The organism is Hufsiella arboris, from assembly GCF_009834875.1.
Lineage (GTDB): Bacteria > Bacteroidota > Bacteroidia > Sphingobacteriales > Sphingobacteriaceae > Hufsiella_A > Hufsiella_A arboris.
In genome coordinates this window covers 418,671-432,267 of sequence record NZ_WVHT01000005.1, presented here as the reverse complement: position 1 = coordinate 432,267, position 13,597 = coordinate 418,671, and the positions used below count along the sequence as shown (strand labels likewise).

General features: G+C 42.3%; 15 protein-coding genes. 6 read left to right on the top strand and 9 right to left on the bottom strand.

Going from position 1 to position 13,597, the window contains the following annotated elements:
- Positions 1 to 184: 184 nt before the first annotated feature.
- Entirely contained in the window at positions 185 to 1,045 is an 861-nt protein-coding gene (locus tag GS399_RS13090; protein ID WP_160845084.1) for a cupin-like domain-containing protein, read from the bottom strand.
- A 67-nt stretch (positions 1,046 to 1,112) separates the two neighbouring features.
- On the opposite strand from GS399_RS13090, the gene GS399_RS13085 reads away from it, so the two are divergent.
- A complete protein-coding gene (locus GS399_RS13085; protein WP_160845083.1) occupies positions 1,113 to 2,486 on the top strand; it encodes a methyltransferase RsmF C-terminal domain-like protein in 1,374 nt (457 codons plus the stop codon).
- A gap of 299 nt (positions 2,487 to 2,785) precedes the next feature.
- Positions 2,786 to 3,205, top strand: a complete 420-nt coding sequence (locus GS399_RS13080) for a hypothetical protein (RefSeq protein WP_160845082.1) — start codon at positions 2,786 to 2,788, stop codon at positions 3,203 to 3,205.
- Between the two features lie 249 nt (positions 3,206 to 3,454).
- Here GS399_RS13080 and GS399_RS13075 read toward each other — a convergent pair whose 3' ends face one another.
- A complete protein-coding gene (locus GS399_RS13075) occupies positions 3,455 to 3,820 on the bottom strand; it encodes a CoA-binding protein (RefSeq protein WP_160845081.1) in 366 nt (121 codons plus the stop codon).
- Between the two features lie 166 nt (positions 3,821 to 3,986).
- On the opposite strand from GS399_RS13075, the gene GS399_RS13070 reads away from it, so the two are divergent.
- The 3 genes from GS399_RS13070 to GS399_RS13060 all read left to right on the top strand — a co-directional run bounded on the left by GS399_RS13070 (position 3,987) and on the right by GS399_RS13060 (position 5,271).
- Positions 3,987 to 4,562, top strand: coding sequence for an RNA polymerase sigma factor (locus GS399_RS13070; RefSeq protein ID WP_237487939.1), 576 nt, complete (start codon positions 3,987 to 3,989; stop codon positions 4,560 to 4,562).
- Positions 4,563 to 4,580: 18 nt separating this feature from the next.
- Entirely contained in the window at positions 4,581 to 4,994 is a 414-nt protein-coding gene (locus tag GS399_RS13065; RefSeq protein ID WP_202409452.1) for a hypothetical protein, read from the top strand.
- 64 nt (positions 4,995 to 5,058) lie between these two features.
- Positions 5,059 to 5,271 (top strand): hypothetical protein, encoded by a 213-nt coding sequence (locus GS399_RS13060; RefSeq protein ID WP_160845080.1) that lies wholly within the window; start codon positions 5,059 to 5,061, stop codon positions 5,269 to 5,271.
- On the opposite strand, the gene GS399_RS13055 is transcribed toward GS399_RS13060, so the two are convergent.
- The 6 genes from GS399_RS13055 to GS399_RS13030 all read right to left on the bottom strand — a co-directional run bounded on the left by GS399_RS13055 (position 5,272) and on the right by GS399_RS13030 (position 12,040).
- Positions 5,272 to 5,754: a DinB family protein gene (locus tag GS399_RS13055; protein WP_160845079.1), complete on the bottom strand. Its 483-nt coding sequence runs from the start codon at positions 5,752 to 5,754 to the stop codon at positions 5,272 to 5,274. It abuts the gene before it with no gap.
- Positions 5,751 to 7,304, bottom strand: coding sequence for an NAD(P)/FAD-dependent oxidoreductase (locus tag GS399_RS13050; protein ID WP_160845078.1), 1,554 nt, complete (start codon positions 7,302 to 7,304; stop codon positions 5,751 to 5,753). Before GS399_RS13050 ends, GS399_RS13055 begins: the two co-directional genes overlap by 4 nt.
- 83 nt (positions 7,305 to 7,387) lie before the next feature.
- Positions 7,388 to 7,831 carry a nuclear transport factor 2 family protein gene (locus GS399_RS13045; RefSeq protein WP_160845077.1) on the bottom strand — a complete coding sequence of 148 codons (444 nt, stop codon included), beginning with the start codon at positions 7,829 to 7,831 and terminating at the stop codon, positions 7,388 to 7,390.
- A 1-nt stretch (position 7,832) separates the two neighbouring features.
- Positions 7,833 to 9,023 (bottom strand): glycoside hydrolase family 130 protein, encoded by a 1,191-nt coding sequence (locus GS399_RS13040; protein ID WP_160845076.1) that lies wholly within the window; start codon positions 9,021 to 9,023, stop codon positions 7,833 to 7,835.
- Between the two features lie 25 nt (positions 9,024 to 9,048).
- A complete protein-coding gene (locus tag GS399_RS13035; RefSeq protein WP_160845075.1) occupies positions 9,049 to 10,881 on the bottom strand; it encodes a sodium:solute symporter family protein in 1,833 nt (610 codons plus the stop codon).
- Positions 10,882 to 10,906: 25 nt separating this feature from the next.
- The gene (locus tag GS399_RS13030) at positions 10,907 to 12,040 is read right to left on the bottom strand and encodes a glycoside hydrolase family 26 protein (protein ID WP_160845074.1); all 1,134 of its coding nucleotides are present in this window, start codon (positions 12,038 to 12,040) and stop codon (positions 10,907 to 10,909) included.
- Between the two features lie 252 nt (positions 12,041 to 12,292).
- On the opposite strand from GS399_RS13030, the gene GS399_RS13025 reads away from it, so the two are divergent.
- On the top strand, positions 12,293 to 13,114 hold the full coding sequence (locus GS399_RS13025) for an AraC family transcriptional regulator (protein WP_160845073.1): 822 nt from the start codon (positions 12,293 to 12,295) through the stop codon (positions 13,112 to 13,114).
- Here GS399_RS13025 and GS399_RS13020 read toward each other — a convergent pair.
- On the bottom strand, positions 13,107 to 13,445 hold the full coding sequence (locus GS399_RS13020) for a hypothetical protein (RefSeq protein ID WP_160845072.1): 339 nt from the start codon (positions 13,443 to 13,445) through the stop codon (positions 13,107 to 13,109). The two genes, GS399_RS13025 and GS399_RS13020, sit on opposite strands and share 8 nt — an antisense overlap.
- Between the last annotated feature and the right edge of the window lie 152 nt (positions 13,446 to 13,597).

The window sequence follows — 13,597 nt, the reverse complement described above, 5'->3', positions numbered from 1 at the left end:
CCGCAAACAGATTTTAATATCTTTCTCGTTCTACCCTCGCTTTCAATGAGTTATTTTCTAAATGAAACGCTTCCAGCGTTCATAACGCTAGTTGAGGGCTTTCTATATCCATATAAGTAATAGGAAGTCTTTTTTTGTGCTTTAGCAATATGGGCCGACTGCACTAACGACGAAAGCGTAAAATTCAAGCTGCTTTATTCCTTAATGCATTTTGAGCATTGGCTATCGCCCTATCTATTTTATATCGAAACCAACGTTTTCCAAACATATTTCGCATTAGGTTATCAAACTGCCGAACCAGAACAATATTCTTTAATCCCTTTAAGCGGTCAATATATGATTCAGGCAGCGCGCGGTAACTCACCGAATACCCTCCGGTTTCATATTGAATATAATGCCAGAACTTTTGCGGTATAAATAAGGTATCGCCATGTTCGAGCACATACTCCCAGCCTTTCAAATTTTTTAAAGCCGGATATTTTTCATAATCCGGGTTTTTCAGATTAGCAATTCCATGAAAGTTAAACGGAAGCTTATATAAAAGGCGTGACTGCTGCTGATCAAAAAGCCACACCCGTTTCCTGCCCTGGAACTGCATTAAGAAAACATGTGAGTAATCTATATCATAATGATAACGTACGGAAGATCCTTCCCCGCCAAAAAACATAAACGGAAGCCATTCCAACAGATTTGGAATTCCTTTCATTAAACGTAAATCTTTTCGAAGTTCTGGCTTTTCACGCATCAGGTTAAAAAGGAATATCCTTAAATCAGTAGGGCCTCGTTGAATCAAGTCAAGATATTCGCCAAAAGGCATTTGTTTAACCGGCGGCGATGTAACATGCTCCGCAAACGAATCTTCTTTGCCATGCAGGGAAACAGGCATTTCACCCGCAATTGTCTTTAAATATTCGAAGTTCCATTTTTCCAAAGCTTCACTGCCCTTAGCAAAGTCTTTTATTACTACCGGAATATTCTTATTAAAATACTTATCAATAAAAACGCCATCCGACGCCGATATCGTTTCAATAGGTAGAAGATCCATGCTGACTATCTGTATTCGTATAAAACAATTAGCTTAAAATAACGAAATTTACAGTAATTTATTAACTATGGGCAACAAGCTTCCTAACGAATTACTGCAGTCACTGATTAAGGATTTTAATATAGAACAAGAGTTATTTGAACAAGTACATAACGATGAAAATCAAATAACATCTATAAGACTGAACACCAAAAAACCTTTCAACATTTTTCGCGGCTCTAAGAATATCCCGTGGTGTGATACTGGATTCTATCTGAACGACAGACCAGCATTCATTGCCGACCCTGATTTTCATGCAGGATGTTACTATGTACAGGAAGCATCTTCAATGTTTTTAGAACAGGCCTTAAAGCACTCTACGAATCTAGCCGACCCGTTACGCGTGCTGGATCTTTGTGCCGCACCTGGTGGCAAAAGCACACATATCCTGTCGCTGATCTCTGAAGACAGCCTGCTTGTTTCAAATGAAATCATTAAAACCAGGGTAGGAACTTTGGCAGACAATATAACTAAATGGGGATCTTCAAATGCTTTTGTAACGAACAACGATCCGAAAGATTTTTCCAAGCTTGAAGGTTTTTTTGATGTAATGGTTATCGACGCTCCGTGCTCCGGATCAGGAATGTTCCGGAAAGACCCGGAAACGGTAAGCCAATGGAGTGAAGGAAATGTACAGCTGTGCAGCCAGCGGCAGCAACGAATTTTGGCCAATGCTCTTCCGGCGTTAAAAGAGGACGGCGTTCTGATTTATTCAACCTGTTCTTATTCAAAAGAAGAAAATGAAAACATTGCTGACTGGCTGATTGACGAATTTACGTTAGAAAGTATTCAAATACCATTGAAGAGCGAATGGAATATCCTGGAAACAACATCTGAGATACACAGCGCATATGGATATCGCTTCTATCCCCATCTTTTGTCAGGAGAAGGATTCTTTCTGACCTGTTTCAGAAAAAAGAAGCAGTCGGGCGAATTAAAATACCCCAAGCAAAAGCCTGTTATAGCCGGCAAAAAAGAAGCTGCTATTCTGAAGGAATGGTTACAATCGCCTGATCGGTTTTCATTTATACAATCAGGAGACGATTATTTAGCCATTCGCAACGAGCATATCGACGACTTCAATCTTATAAAAAGCAAATTATACCTCAAAAAAGCGGGAATAAGACTAGGCGCCATACAGGGGAAAAATCTTGTACCGGATCATGAGCTGGCTATGAGCCAGGTAAATAATCATTCTATCCAACGGCTTGAACTCAGCAGGGATGAAGCTTTACGGTATATGCGAAAAGACGACCTGAAAGTTGAGACCGATCTGACCGGCTGGGTGCTAATGTGCTTCGGCAGTCACCCGCTTGGATGGGCGAAAATATTGCCGAACAGGATCAATAATTATTATCCAAAGAACTTGCGGATATTAAAAAGCTTGCAGGAACTTAATTAATCTCATCAAATTAAGAGAAAGTTCAAAAGTCATGCACATTGCGCCGGTGTACTAAGATACTGTTTTGTACTAAGGTACTGTTTTAAGAGTAACAACAAACCTTAATCAAGAATGTACGCAAGACAGCCATCGGAGCGGAATTAAGATAGTCATCACAGGAGTATATACGAATTGAGCACACTCATGCATCAATGTCTTTTCGGACCTGAAAACCGGTGCAGTATAACTTAATTTACAACATATAGTTGTAGTGATAACTTACCCGCTTTTATATCTTGCGGCATAAAAGGTTACAAACAATGAAAAAATACAAAGGCCCAATGGCTGATGATTTTACCGGTCGCATCGGTCACATCGTCGTCAAACGGTGGATGGGTATAAAAGTCATTACAACTTGTCCTGACATGAGCCGCGTAAAACCCAGCGCCGCCCAACTGCAGGAAAAGAGCCGCTTTAAAGAAGCTGTTGCTTATGCGCGATCTGTTCTAGCCGATCCGCGGCAGGCTGCAGTCTATAAAACTAAAATTCCTACTGGTCAGTCAGTTTATCATGCAGCCATCGCTGAGTATATGCGCAAACCTGAGGTTAAAAATCCTGCGATCACATCGATGTTTATTAAAGGGGATGTCTCTATTCCAGGGTTGCTTGAAGAGATACGTTCGGGAGAATTTAAAACTAGGATTTTAAACAAATCTAAAAGGGTTCTGAAAGGGTTCTGAATAGGGTATCCTACGTCTTTACGGTGCTTTTACCGAAGATGGCTGCAAGATGGTAGCAAGAAGAGGCCTTTACGCCATTTAAAGAAGATAGGGAGCATTCTTCGTCCGCCTAGAATTTTCGAGAAATACAATTCATTTGGTTCATGCTCGCGGGCATTCGCAGAAGGGTTTGACATTACATCGCCCCCGGTAATGCGGGTGTTTTCATCGAGTTTGACTGCGAATTTCTTAGCTCAGTGGCTTTGAAGCTTAATACTGACCGGTAGACAAAAGCACCAATGTGCAAGCATCCAAAGGTTCAATACCGTTTTCCCTGGCCAGATCCTCAAGTTCACGATTTTCAGTGCCGGGATTAAATATTATTCGCTTAGGATTGGTTTTTAATATATACTCGTAATATTCGGGTTGGTGAGACGGACCGACATACATCGTGATCGTATCGATATCGTTATGAATATCACCCGCTCTCTCGATCGGAACACCCGCAACTTCCCCGTTTTTGATTCCTACATTTACGATATCGTGCCCGAATCTTTTTAATTTATTAGCAGCAAGATATGCGTATCGTTCCGGATTCGGTGTTGCTCCAATGATTAAAGTTTTCTTATCTGCCATGTCAAATCAACATCTTTTATATTAACCCAAAGATCGGAAAATTTTTTTAGCACATCTTCTTCCGCCGAAAAAGTCATGAAGAAACCTGTTCAGCTAGCAATTCGGCTATTATAAATTATTTCATTTTTTTTGAAATGTTTTAACTTGTTGTTCGTCTACTCTAATAATGCAATTGATCACAGCCCAGATGCCGGAAGATAAAGCAAGCCACACTCTTGAAACTATAAAAGCGTATGGTAAAAACTTATTGGCGTTTATCCGTAAGCGGGTTAAAAATGATGCAGATGCGGAAGATATTTTGCAAGACGTTTGGTACCAGTTCAGTTCTGTGTTGAATGCTGAGCCAATTGAGCAAACCGGCGCATGGTTATACAAAGTGGCAAGGAATAAGATAATAGACAAGCAAAAGAAAAAATCAGAGTTTTTGCTTAATGACCTTTATCAGCAGGATGATGACTCTGACGAACCTTTCTTCGCCGACATCTTATTAACTGAAGCAACAACTCCCGAAAGTAAATACATGCGCGACATTTTTTGGGAGCAACTGTTTAATGCACTTGATGAGTTACCAGAGGAGCAAAAGCAGGCTTTCGTTTTGCACGAGCTCGAGGATGTATCATTCCAGGAAATGTCGGAATTGAGTGGTGTGCCAATACAAACGCTGGTATCAAGAAAACGTTACGCAGTACTGCATCTTCGCAAACGGCTAAAACAGTTGTATGAAGAGATATTAAAAAGTTAGACATTAAAAATTCGAAAAATGAAAAAAGCACTTTATAAAGGACGTTTCATCCTTATCCCCATTGCTGCCGCTGCATTTCTTTCGCTGGTAAGCTTTATCGTGATGACCTTGTGGAACAACCTTTTACCTGAAATCCTGCATGTTGGCACCATTACATTCTGGCAGGCCATGGGCATATTTATCCTGTGTAAAATATTATTTGGCTTCGGTAAGGGCGGTGGCAGATTTGGCCGCGGTGGCGCACCCTGGATGAAAAGAGGAATGGAAGAACGTTTTAAGAATATGAGTCCGGAGGACAAAGAAATATTCAAACAGAAAATGAAAGACCGCATGTGTGGCTTTCGGGGAAAATTTGGAAATGAACGGTTTGGAAACGATTGGATGGAATTTGGCGCTGACGATAAAAGAGCCACCGAGCCGCAGAATCAATAATTAGTTTCACTAAATGTCCAATTTTAAACTCGTCATTCGTCATTGGATAATAACGGAATAGGCTATGGAAGTAATGGTCTTCAAAACAAACGTGAGAAAAACCAGGGAAGTCAGCAAAGTTAAACGACTTTTGACGATGCCTGCGATCATCGGCTGGAATTTCGACCTTGATGATTGTGACAACATCCTCAGGGTGATTTCGGGCGGCCTTTCTCCACGAAAGATCGAATCAATTTTACAATCGGCAGGCTTTTTTTGCCAGGAGCTGGACGATTGATCAGCCAGCAATTATTTTGTTCAGAATGGCAATTTGCCCAGCGTGATAAACCTGGTGTTGAATAAATCCGTCAACTAGCTCAGCGTAAGTATCTATTGAGTCGTTTCCCCTGTCGTCATTAATTAGCTGATCCCATTTTTCTTCCGGGAGCCCCTCGATTGCTTTAATCAACGAGGCGTTTACCAGTTTAAGATCATCTTTCCATAAAAGCCATTTTTGCTCATCGGTTTCGCTCGTTTCGGGCCAATCGCCGCTAAACGGAACGCCGGCTGGTTTTTCATTCAGGCGGTCAATGACTTCCTCCGTCCAGCTTAACATATGCAAAAGTATTTCGGCGATGGTGTGAGCTGTTTCGGAGGTTTTGATAAAAGATGTTTCGAAATCCACCTTGTCGATGATATCATAGATGCAGGTACCATACCATGGTTGTCCTGAAAATGTCTCCTCAAGTTTTTCCCTCAATGACTGAGCCGTACTTTTCATTGCGTTAGTGTTTTATAAGCAGCATCAGCACAATTCATACCATCAATTGCCGCTGAAACAATTCCTCCGGCATAGCCGGCGCCTTCACCGCAGGGATATAATCCTTTTATCTGCGGATGCTGGTAAGTTTCGCGGTCGCGGGGAATGCGAACAGGCGAAGACGTCCGCGATTCAACGCCAACCAAAACCGCCTCATTTGTAAAATATCCTTTCATTTTTTTACCAAATACAGGCAACGCTTTTCGAAGCCGGTCGTGAATAAATGGCGGCAAAACCTCTTTCAGGTCGGCGCTTTTTAATCCGGGTAAGTATGAATTTACGGGTAAATCAGCCGAAACTTTATTTGATACAAAATCAACCATTCGCTGAGCAGGCGCCCTGAGGTCGCCACCGCCTTGTGCAAATGCGGTTTTTTCTATCGCTGCCTGGAAATTAAGCAGGCTTAACGGATCATTCGTACTGCCCTCAACATCTTCCAGGTTTATCTGAACAACCGTTCCTGAATTCGCGAAGGGATTATTCCGCTTTGAAGGCGACCAGCCGTTCACTACAATTTCATCGAAATCAGTAGAACAGGGAGCAATGATTCCGCCCGGGCACATGCAAAACGAAAAAACACCGCGCTGATCAACCTGCTCTACCAGGCTGTAATAAGATGGCGGTAAATATTCATCTCTCACGTCGCAATGATATTGAGCCTGATCGATAACCTGTTGCGGATGTTCAATGCGCACTCCCAAAGCAAAAGGCTTTGGCTCGATAAGGATATTATGATTTTTAAGCAGGTAAAAAATATCCCGTGCAGAGTGTCCGGTTGCGAGGATCACGTGCTCGGCCTCCAGTGTTTCGCCTTTTTGGGTTTTTATGCCTTTGATGCTGTTCGAGTCAATCACAAAATCGACAAGTTTGGTATCAAAATGGATTTCGCCGCCGGCATTTAAAATGGCCTCCCGGATAGAAACGATAATTTGAGGCAGCTTATTGGTGCCGATATGCGGACGGGCGTCGATTAAAATATCATCTGTGGCGCCATGGGCAACTAACGTTTGAAGTACATAATTAACGTCTCCGCGCTTGTTTGACCGCGTGTAAAGTTTCCCGTCAGAATACGTCCCTGCGCCGCCCTCACCATAACAATAATTCGATTCAGGATTGACAATTCCTTGCTTATTGATTGCAGCAAGATCCCGTCTGCGCTGTTTTACATCTTTGCCTCGCTCGATAATGACAGGCTTAAGTCCATGTTCGATACATCTCAGAGCCGCAAATAAACCGGCAGGACCAGCGCCTATTATCAATATTCTTTTGCCATTGTTTACATTTGGATAGCTGATATTAAAAAACTCCGGTGAAGGTTGCTCATCGATATACACCTTTACTTTTAACCGATATACAACCTGTTTACCCCTGGCGTCGATTGATCTTTTGTCCGGTTTAATAAACGTTATTCGTGAGGACGGAATATTAAGCTGTTGGGAGGCCTTCTTCCTAATTATTTCTTCATTACCAGCTTCGGCGGGAAGCAGTTTAAGTTCTATTTCTTGTATCATTCTGCGGCCGGGTTTTTATCCCGGAGAATGCAAAAATACGAATTGTAATAAAAGAAGAGTTAAATTCAATACTCAGCAAGCGACTATTTTAACCGTGTATCGATGATGTAAACGATTTTCCAGCTGTTGCTAAATTTTACCAGCTGGAAGGAATCAATGCCCCGGTGGCTGAATTTATCGCCGACATAAAACTTATAGGGAGTCCATACGCTGGCTAGATCTCCATCTATCAGAACCGATTTAAATTCAATCCGTTCGTCATAAACCTGGGCATGAGGCTTCGCTATCGTCGCAGCGAAATCAGCTACTGATTCATTGACTACTGATACCTTACCGTTTTTGGAAACAACCGTCTGCATATTCGCATTGGGAGAGAAAACGCTTTTTATTATAACGGAATCCGCTTTGCGCATTCCGTTAAATAAAGTATTGATTACTTTTTTTACAGCTTCGGTATCGTCGGCCTGTGCTTTTACGTTTGGCACAAAAGCGCTTAGCGCAATGATCAGAAAAAATAGTTTTCTCAATTTATCTTACAGATTGAATATTCAAATATGCTTTATTTCTATCAATTAACGAATAAATTGCATCTACCGAACTGGCTGACCGTAATCCGTCAGCGGGCGTGTTCATCACATAATCGGTTAATCGCTCAACGGAACTGGTTGCCACATGCATACGGGTATCCGAGGATGCGTAGTAAATAAATACCCGTCCGTCCTTATCGGCAATCCAACCGTTACTGAAAACGACGTTCGATACATCACCGATCCGCTCCTCTCCTTCAGGAGCCAGAAAGTATCCCGAGGGCTTATATGTAACCTTGGTGATATCCTGTAAATCAGTCATAAACATATAAAGTACGTACCGCAAGCCGGCTGCTGTATTACGTACACCATGCGCTAAATGCAGCCATCCACTCTCTGTTTTAATCGGCGCCGGCCCTAGCCCGTTTTTGGCTTCATATACGGTATGATATTTTTTGTCATCAATAATCACTTCTTCATCAATCACTGCATTTTCTATTGAATTGCTCAAACCAAACCCTATACCCCCGCCATTACCGGCATCAATAAAGCCATCTTGCGGACGAGTGTAGAAAGCATATTTACCGTTTACAAATTCAGGGTGCAGTACCACGTTTCGTTGCTGCGGAGATTTGGTTACCAGATCAGGTAAACGCTCCCAGTTAATCAGGTCCTTTGTGCGGGTAATACCACAGGCAGCGACGGCCATCGACTGATCATGCAGCGGAGCCGCCGGATCGCGGCGTTCCGTACAAAAAAGCCCGTAAACATATCCGTCTTCATGGTTAACTAATCGGATGTCATAAACATTCGTATCAGGATCTGCTGTCTCAGGTAACCTTACCGGGTAGTCCCAGAATTTAAATTGATCAATTCCATTGGGGCTTTCCGCAATCGCGAAAAAAGACTTTCGATCAGATCCCTCTACCCGCACCGCAAGTATGTACTTATCATTCCATTTTATCGCCCCCGCGTTGAATGCGGCGTTGATGCCTATACGCTCCAACAGGTATGGATTAGTTTCCGAATTCAAATCGTACCGCCACAAAATCGGTGCATGAGCGCCCGTCAGTACAGGATTGACATAACGTTCAAATATTCCGTTGCCGCCGTCCTGTTTTTGATTTGGCCTGTTTAAAAGATCAGCATAATCACTTTGCAGCTTATCCAAGCGACTTGAAAAGTTATTCATTGTATTGTTATTGTATTTTATCCCGTTAATATTCATTTAATTTATTCCACCATGTCTTCTTCAGAATCGCTATGATTACTCCGAGGATGAGTACCGTGATAATCAAGGGCAATTTTTGCCATAATATCAGGTACATGGGAAGAATGGTAAGACATAATTGTGCGATGATTCCCAGCACCACATTAAACATATTGAGTTTAAAGTTTCGGTTTGGCTGGAACGCCGGATCGTCTGCTATAACCAAATCGTTAACCGGTCCCCAAAAACCCCATGGCCGGACATTTTTATAGAAAGACTTAAGGACTTTAACATCTGTAGGAGGTGCCGAATAAGTGCCGATAATTGATCCGGCCAAAGACAGTGCAAATAACAAAGGAAAGTAATACAGGAACTCGACCCCCTGGAAAAACCTTGTAAAAATCAACGCCGACGCGATACCTGTAAGCATTCCCCAAAAAAACCCGTTCGCGTTGAAGCGCCACCAATGCCATTTCAAAACGTTGGATGCTATATAACCACCGTAAAGCGCTGACACGATCCATTGCAAAACACTGTTTACATCTTTGGCAAAAAATCCCAATAAAATACCAACTGCTACCACGATGATACCAACGAGGTAATTCATGGAAATAATCTCCTTTGTCGAAGCCTTCGGATGGATATACTTCAGATAAATATCGTTCACGATGTAAGCTTGGGCAGCATTTAAGGTTCCACTAAAAGTGCCCATAAAAGCGCCGAGCAAACCCGTTAGTACCAAACCCATTAATCCGACAGGCAAGAAATTATTAATTACCGCAGGCAGAATACGCTCAAAATCTGTCACGCCTGCCGCGTCTTTCAGATCCATTTGATGGTAATAGATCAGGCCAAGGATCGTCAGGCCAATTACCAGTGTGTATCTTATCGGAAGTAAGATAATTGAAACGAAACCGCTCATTTTACTGGCTTCCTCCGGCGAACGCGTTGACAGAATTTTCTGCATGTCGTAATTTGGCGCAGGACCAGCAAGCGCGGCAAAAACTCCCTTAAATGCCATCATCATGAAAAACACCCCAAATAAAGAATAGCCGTCGGCATCGATTTTGTCGTTGGCTTCTTTAATTATTTTCGACCAATCCAGATCGAGGTGTTTACCAAAAAAGGGACTGTACCACCCGTCTGGAACATTCAGTTTTTCGCCCCGGAGATGCAGGACAGCTATGATGCCAATAGCAATACAAGCGGCCGTCATGATGCAATATTTTATCACATCGCCAAGCACGATGCTATGCATCCCGCCGATAATCGAGTAGAAAGTGGCAAAAAGGGTAAAGATGATTCCGTAAACATGGGCCACGTATTGCGGAGCCACATCGAAAGGAATGTATGGCTTAACGATGTCCCATGGAACAAAAATCTCGATAAACTTACCCAGCCCAACGAAACCGTAAGCAAGAAAACCCAGGCAGCTTAACAAAGCAAATGCTATTACTACACGGTGTGAATTTTCAACGCCCCGCCCGGTTTTCCCGAAACGGGTTTGCAGCCATTCGGCTCCAGTTGCAGCATTGGACCTTCGGAGCCAGCGTGATAAATACATCATTAAAAAAACCTGGTTAAATACCGGCCAAAGCCAGGGTATCCAGATACTCTTCATGCCATAAACAAAGCAGAGGCTCACCATCCACATGGTTCCGCTGATGTCGAACATGTCTGAAGCATCGCTTAGGCCCAGCTTGTACCACGGTAGCGATTTACCGCCGAGCATATAACTTTCTTTGGTTTCCCGTGCTTTTTTCCTGTACCACAATCCGATGAAGACGGTTGAAAGAAGGTAAAGAACAATAATGGAGACGTCGATAAGGGTTAGTTTCATTAACTTATAATAATTCGTTCTTTAGTTATTTATAGAGATTTAAAGCCGCAGCTTTCTTTTCAAAAGCCACTTTACTATTTTGATAAAGCTTGACAAAGTCGGGTGCGGAAACCTGGCCTTTAAATGGTGCGAAATAATGATAGTCGTTTTCCTTTGGCCGATAACCCGCATTTCGCCAGACTAAAACATAAGCAGGCAGATCATTCTGCATAGCTGGCCATAAAGTTTTTGTCCACCATTTCGCGTAAGGAACAGCATTATAACCTGTTTCTGCGAAAGCAAAAGCTTTGTTGTGTCTATCGGCAAGCCCGTGAACAATCGACAAACTCTTCTGAACTTCCGTTATAAAGCGAGTATCTTTTTGCGGATCGCCTGATTGATAGAAATCGAAACTCATTACGTCGACGTAAGCATCGCCAGGGTATCGCTCCATGAAATCGTCGGCAGATTTAATATCATTATAATTATACACATATAAAATATTGTGCAACTTTTTAACATCCCGAAGGTATGTGACGGTAAAACGCCATATCTGCTTCAATTCTTCCGGCGAAGTTTCATTACGTCCCCACCAGAACCAGCTTCCTGACATTTCGTGGAACGGGCGGAACAAAACAGGAATCGATTTTCCATCGCTTCCTTTTAAATCACCAAGAAACGCGGCGACCTTCTCCAGCCAGCTTTTGTATAAAGCGTGTTTGGACGCGCCAGGCAAAATTCCCCTAACGCAGTTTTTGGTGGTATCCCATGCTGATTTGCCGTTTACCGGATTATCCAAATGCCAGGAAATAGTTGTTACGCTGCCTTTGTCATATGCCAGCTTAATAAACGCTTTCATTTTATCGAAAGGCACGGAATCGATGTTAACCGGTCGTCCATGCTCGAGTCCGCCTAGCTCCCAGCCATATACTGCCGGATACTCCCCGGTAACATCGTTAATATCACTGCGCCCGGCTTCATATTTCCAGCCGTTGCCGTAAGCAAGGTCGTCCTGATGGCCGAACAATACTTTTTTTCCTTGAATAGCCTTTAGATTTCTAAGTAAATTCTTGGTTTCGGCGGTGGCAAGTTTATCGCTTGTCTGGGCAAAACAAATCGGCGAGATGAGTAATAAAAAGCTTTGCAGCCCAAATCGAACGAACACGATAAAATCCTTCATGAAAGTATTTTAATAATCAGTTGGTGAATAAAAGTAGTGAGATAGCCAGATGCATCATAATACTTTTTTAGCAATTAATAAGGGATTTACAAGAGATTAAAACCGTTCGATCGCTGTGGCGAGTAGTTGACGCTAAAAATACATTGCTTTTATTGTAATATTCTTTTATCTTTAATTCAACCAATTGTAATTTTATTCGTGAGCAATATTATCAAGGAAATCACTCCGTTGACTTCCAACGACTGTTTTACTATGTTTTCAAGAGTCAAACAAAAGTTTGATTTTCCGTTACACTACCATGAAGAGTTTGAACTTAATCTGATACAAAATGCGAGAGGTGCGCGGCGGGTTGTAGGCGATCACATCGAGGACATCGAAGACCTGGAACTTGTATTAGTAGCGCCAAACCTGTCACATGGATGGCTTACGCATAATTGCTGCAGTGAGCAGATAACGGAAGTTACCATTCAATGGCACAAGGACTTGTTCGATGAGAAATTTCTACGCCGAAACCAGCTTAGCTTTATCCGAAAAATGTTCGAGAGATCCGGAAAAGGCATTTTGTTTCCTAAAGAAACTATACAAAACGTGTCATCCCGCATTTTAACGCTCAACCAGTTGAACGGTTTCGATTCGGTAATGGAGCTTATCAGCATCCTGCATGATCTGTCGACATCACGGAATATGCGCACCCTTTCCGACGTATCATTTAATAACGATCAGAAACTTAATTACAATAGCCGGCGCCTGGACCGTGCTTTTGAATATATGAACGACAATTATTACAAAAACGTCAACCTGAAAGATATTGCCAAGCTTGTCAACATGACCGAGGTTTCCTTTAGCCGTTTCATAAAAAAACGAACAGGAAACACATTTATTGACAGCTTAAATGAGATCAGGCTTGGCCACGCGTCCCGCATGCTGATAGACACCACTCACACCGTTGCTGAAATTTCTTACAATTGCGGTTTTAATAACATCTCTAATTTCAACCGCATTTTCAAAAAGAAAAAGAATTGTACGCCGAAGGAGTTCAGGGAAAGTTTTTCGGGAACGAGGGTGTTTATATAAGGCTGTGCATGAAAGCTAAATAATTTTGGTTTTGGAAAGCAGGTTCCGGTTTATTATCGGTTCCGATAGCCCCTTGTTTCGCTGTAGTTTTTACAGCAGACGTAATTGCAACTTTCAGAGAACGGCAACGGTAAAAAGCTGCCGCTTCACCGGGGTTTATTTCTCGATTTAAGTATCGCCTCTGCAGATATCTGTCATTCGTCCAAACCTTTTCTTCGGGTGTCATTTTCGAAATGAGCGCAGATACCTTTTGATTGACCGTAACAGAAGGTTGAGCATTTACAGTTACAATACCCATGACCGCCACGGCCAGGAGATAGATTTTTTTCATGATAAGTTACCGTTTAATTTTCTTTAAAATATTTCAGGGGAATTGCCCGTCGTTAAGTCATTATACTAAGGCTGTAATCTTCTAAAATACATTTTTACATTCTTCGCTGGTTTATTTACGATATAGCCCGATCGAAGAGAAAACAGTTATGG

Coding starts and splice junctions, on each gene's coding strand:
- GS399_RS13090 (WP_160845084.1), bottom strand. CDS start 1,045: ATGGATCTTCTACCTATTGAAACGATATCGGCGTCGGATGGCGTTTTT.
- GS399_RS13085 (WP_160845083.1), top strand. CDS start 1,113: ATGGGCAACAAGCTTCCTAACGAATTACTGCAGTCACTGATTAAGGAT.
- GS399_RS13080 (WP_160845082.1), top strand. CDS start 2,786: ATGAAAAAATACAAAGGCCCAATGGCTGATGATTTTACCGGTCGCATC.
- GS399_RS13075 (WP_160845081.1), bottom strand. CDS start 3,820: ATGGCAGATAAGAAAACTTTAATCATTGGAGCAACACCGAATCCGGAA.
- GS399_RS13070 (WP_237487939.1), top strand. CDS start 3,987: ATGCAATTGATCACAGCCCAGATGCCGGAAGATAAAGCAAGCCACACT.
- GS399_RS13065 (WP_202409452.1), top strand. CDS start 4,581: ATGAAAAAAGCACTTTATAAAGGACGTTTCATCCTTATCCCCATTGCT.
- GS399_RS13060 (WP_160845080.1), top strand. CDS start 5,059: ATGGAAGTAATGGTCTTCAAAACAAACGTGAGAAAAACCAGGGAAGTC.
- GS399_RS13055 (WP_160845079.1), bottom strand. CDS start 5,754: ATGAAAAGTACGGCTCAGTCATTGAGGGAAAAACTTGAGGAGACATTT.
- GS399_RS13050 (WP_160845078.1), bottom strand. CDS start 7,304: ATGATACAAGAAATAGAACTTAAACTGCTTCCCGCCGAAGCTGGTAAT.
- GS399_RS13040 (WP_160845076.1), bottom strand. CDS start 9,023: ATGAATAACTTTTCAAGTCGCTTGGATAAGCTGCAAAGTGATTATGCT.
- GS399_RS13035 (WP_160845075.1), bottom strand. CDS start 10,881: ATGAAACTAACCCTTATCGACGTCTCCATTATTGTTCTTTACCTTCTT.
- GS399_RS13030 (WP_160845074.1), bottom strand. CDS start 12,040: ATGAAGGATTTTATCGTGTTCGTTCGATTTGGGCTGCAAAGCTTTTTA.
- GS399_RS13025 (WP_160845073.1), top strand. CDS start 12,293: ATGTTTTCAAGAGTCAAACAAAAGTTTGATTTTCCGTTACACTACCAT.
- GS399_RS13020 (WP_160845072.1), bottom strand. CDS start 13,445: ATGAAAAAAATCTATCTCCTGGCCGTGGCGGTCATGGGTATTGTAACT.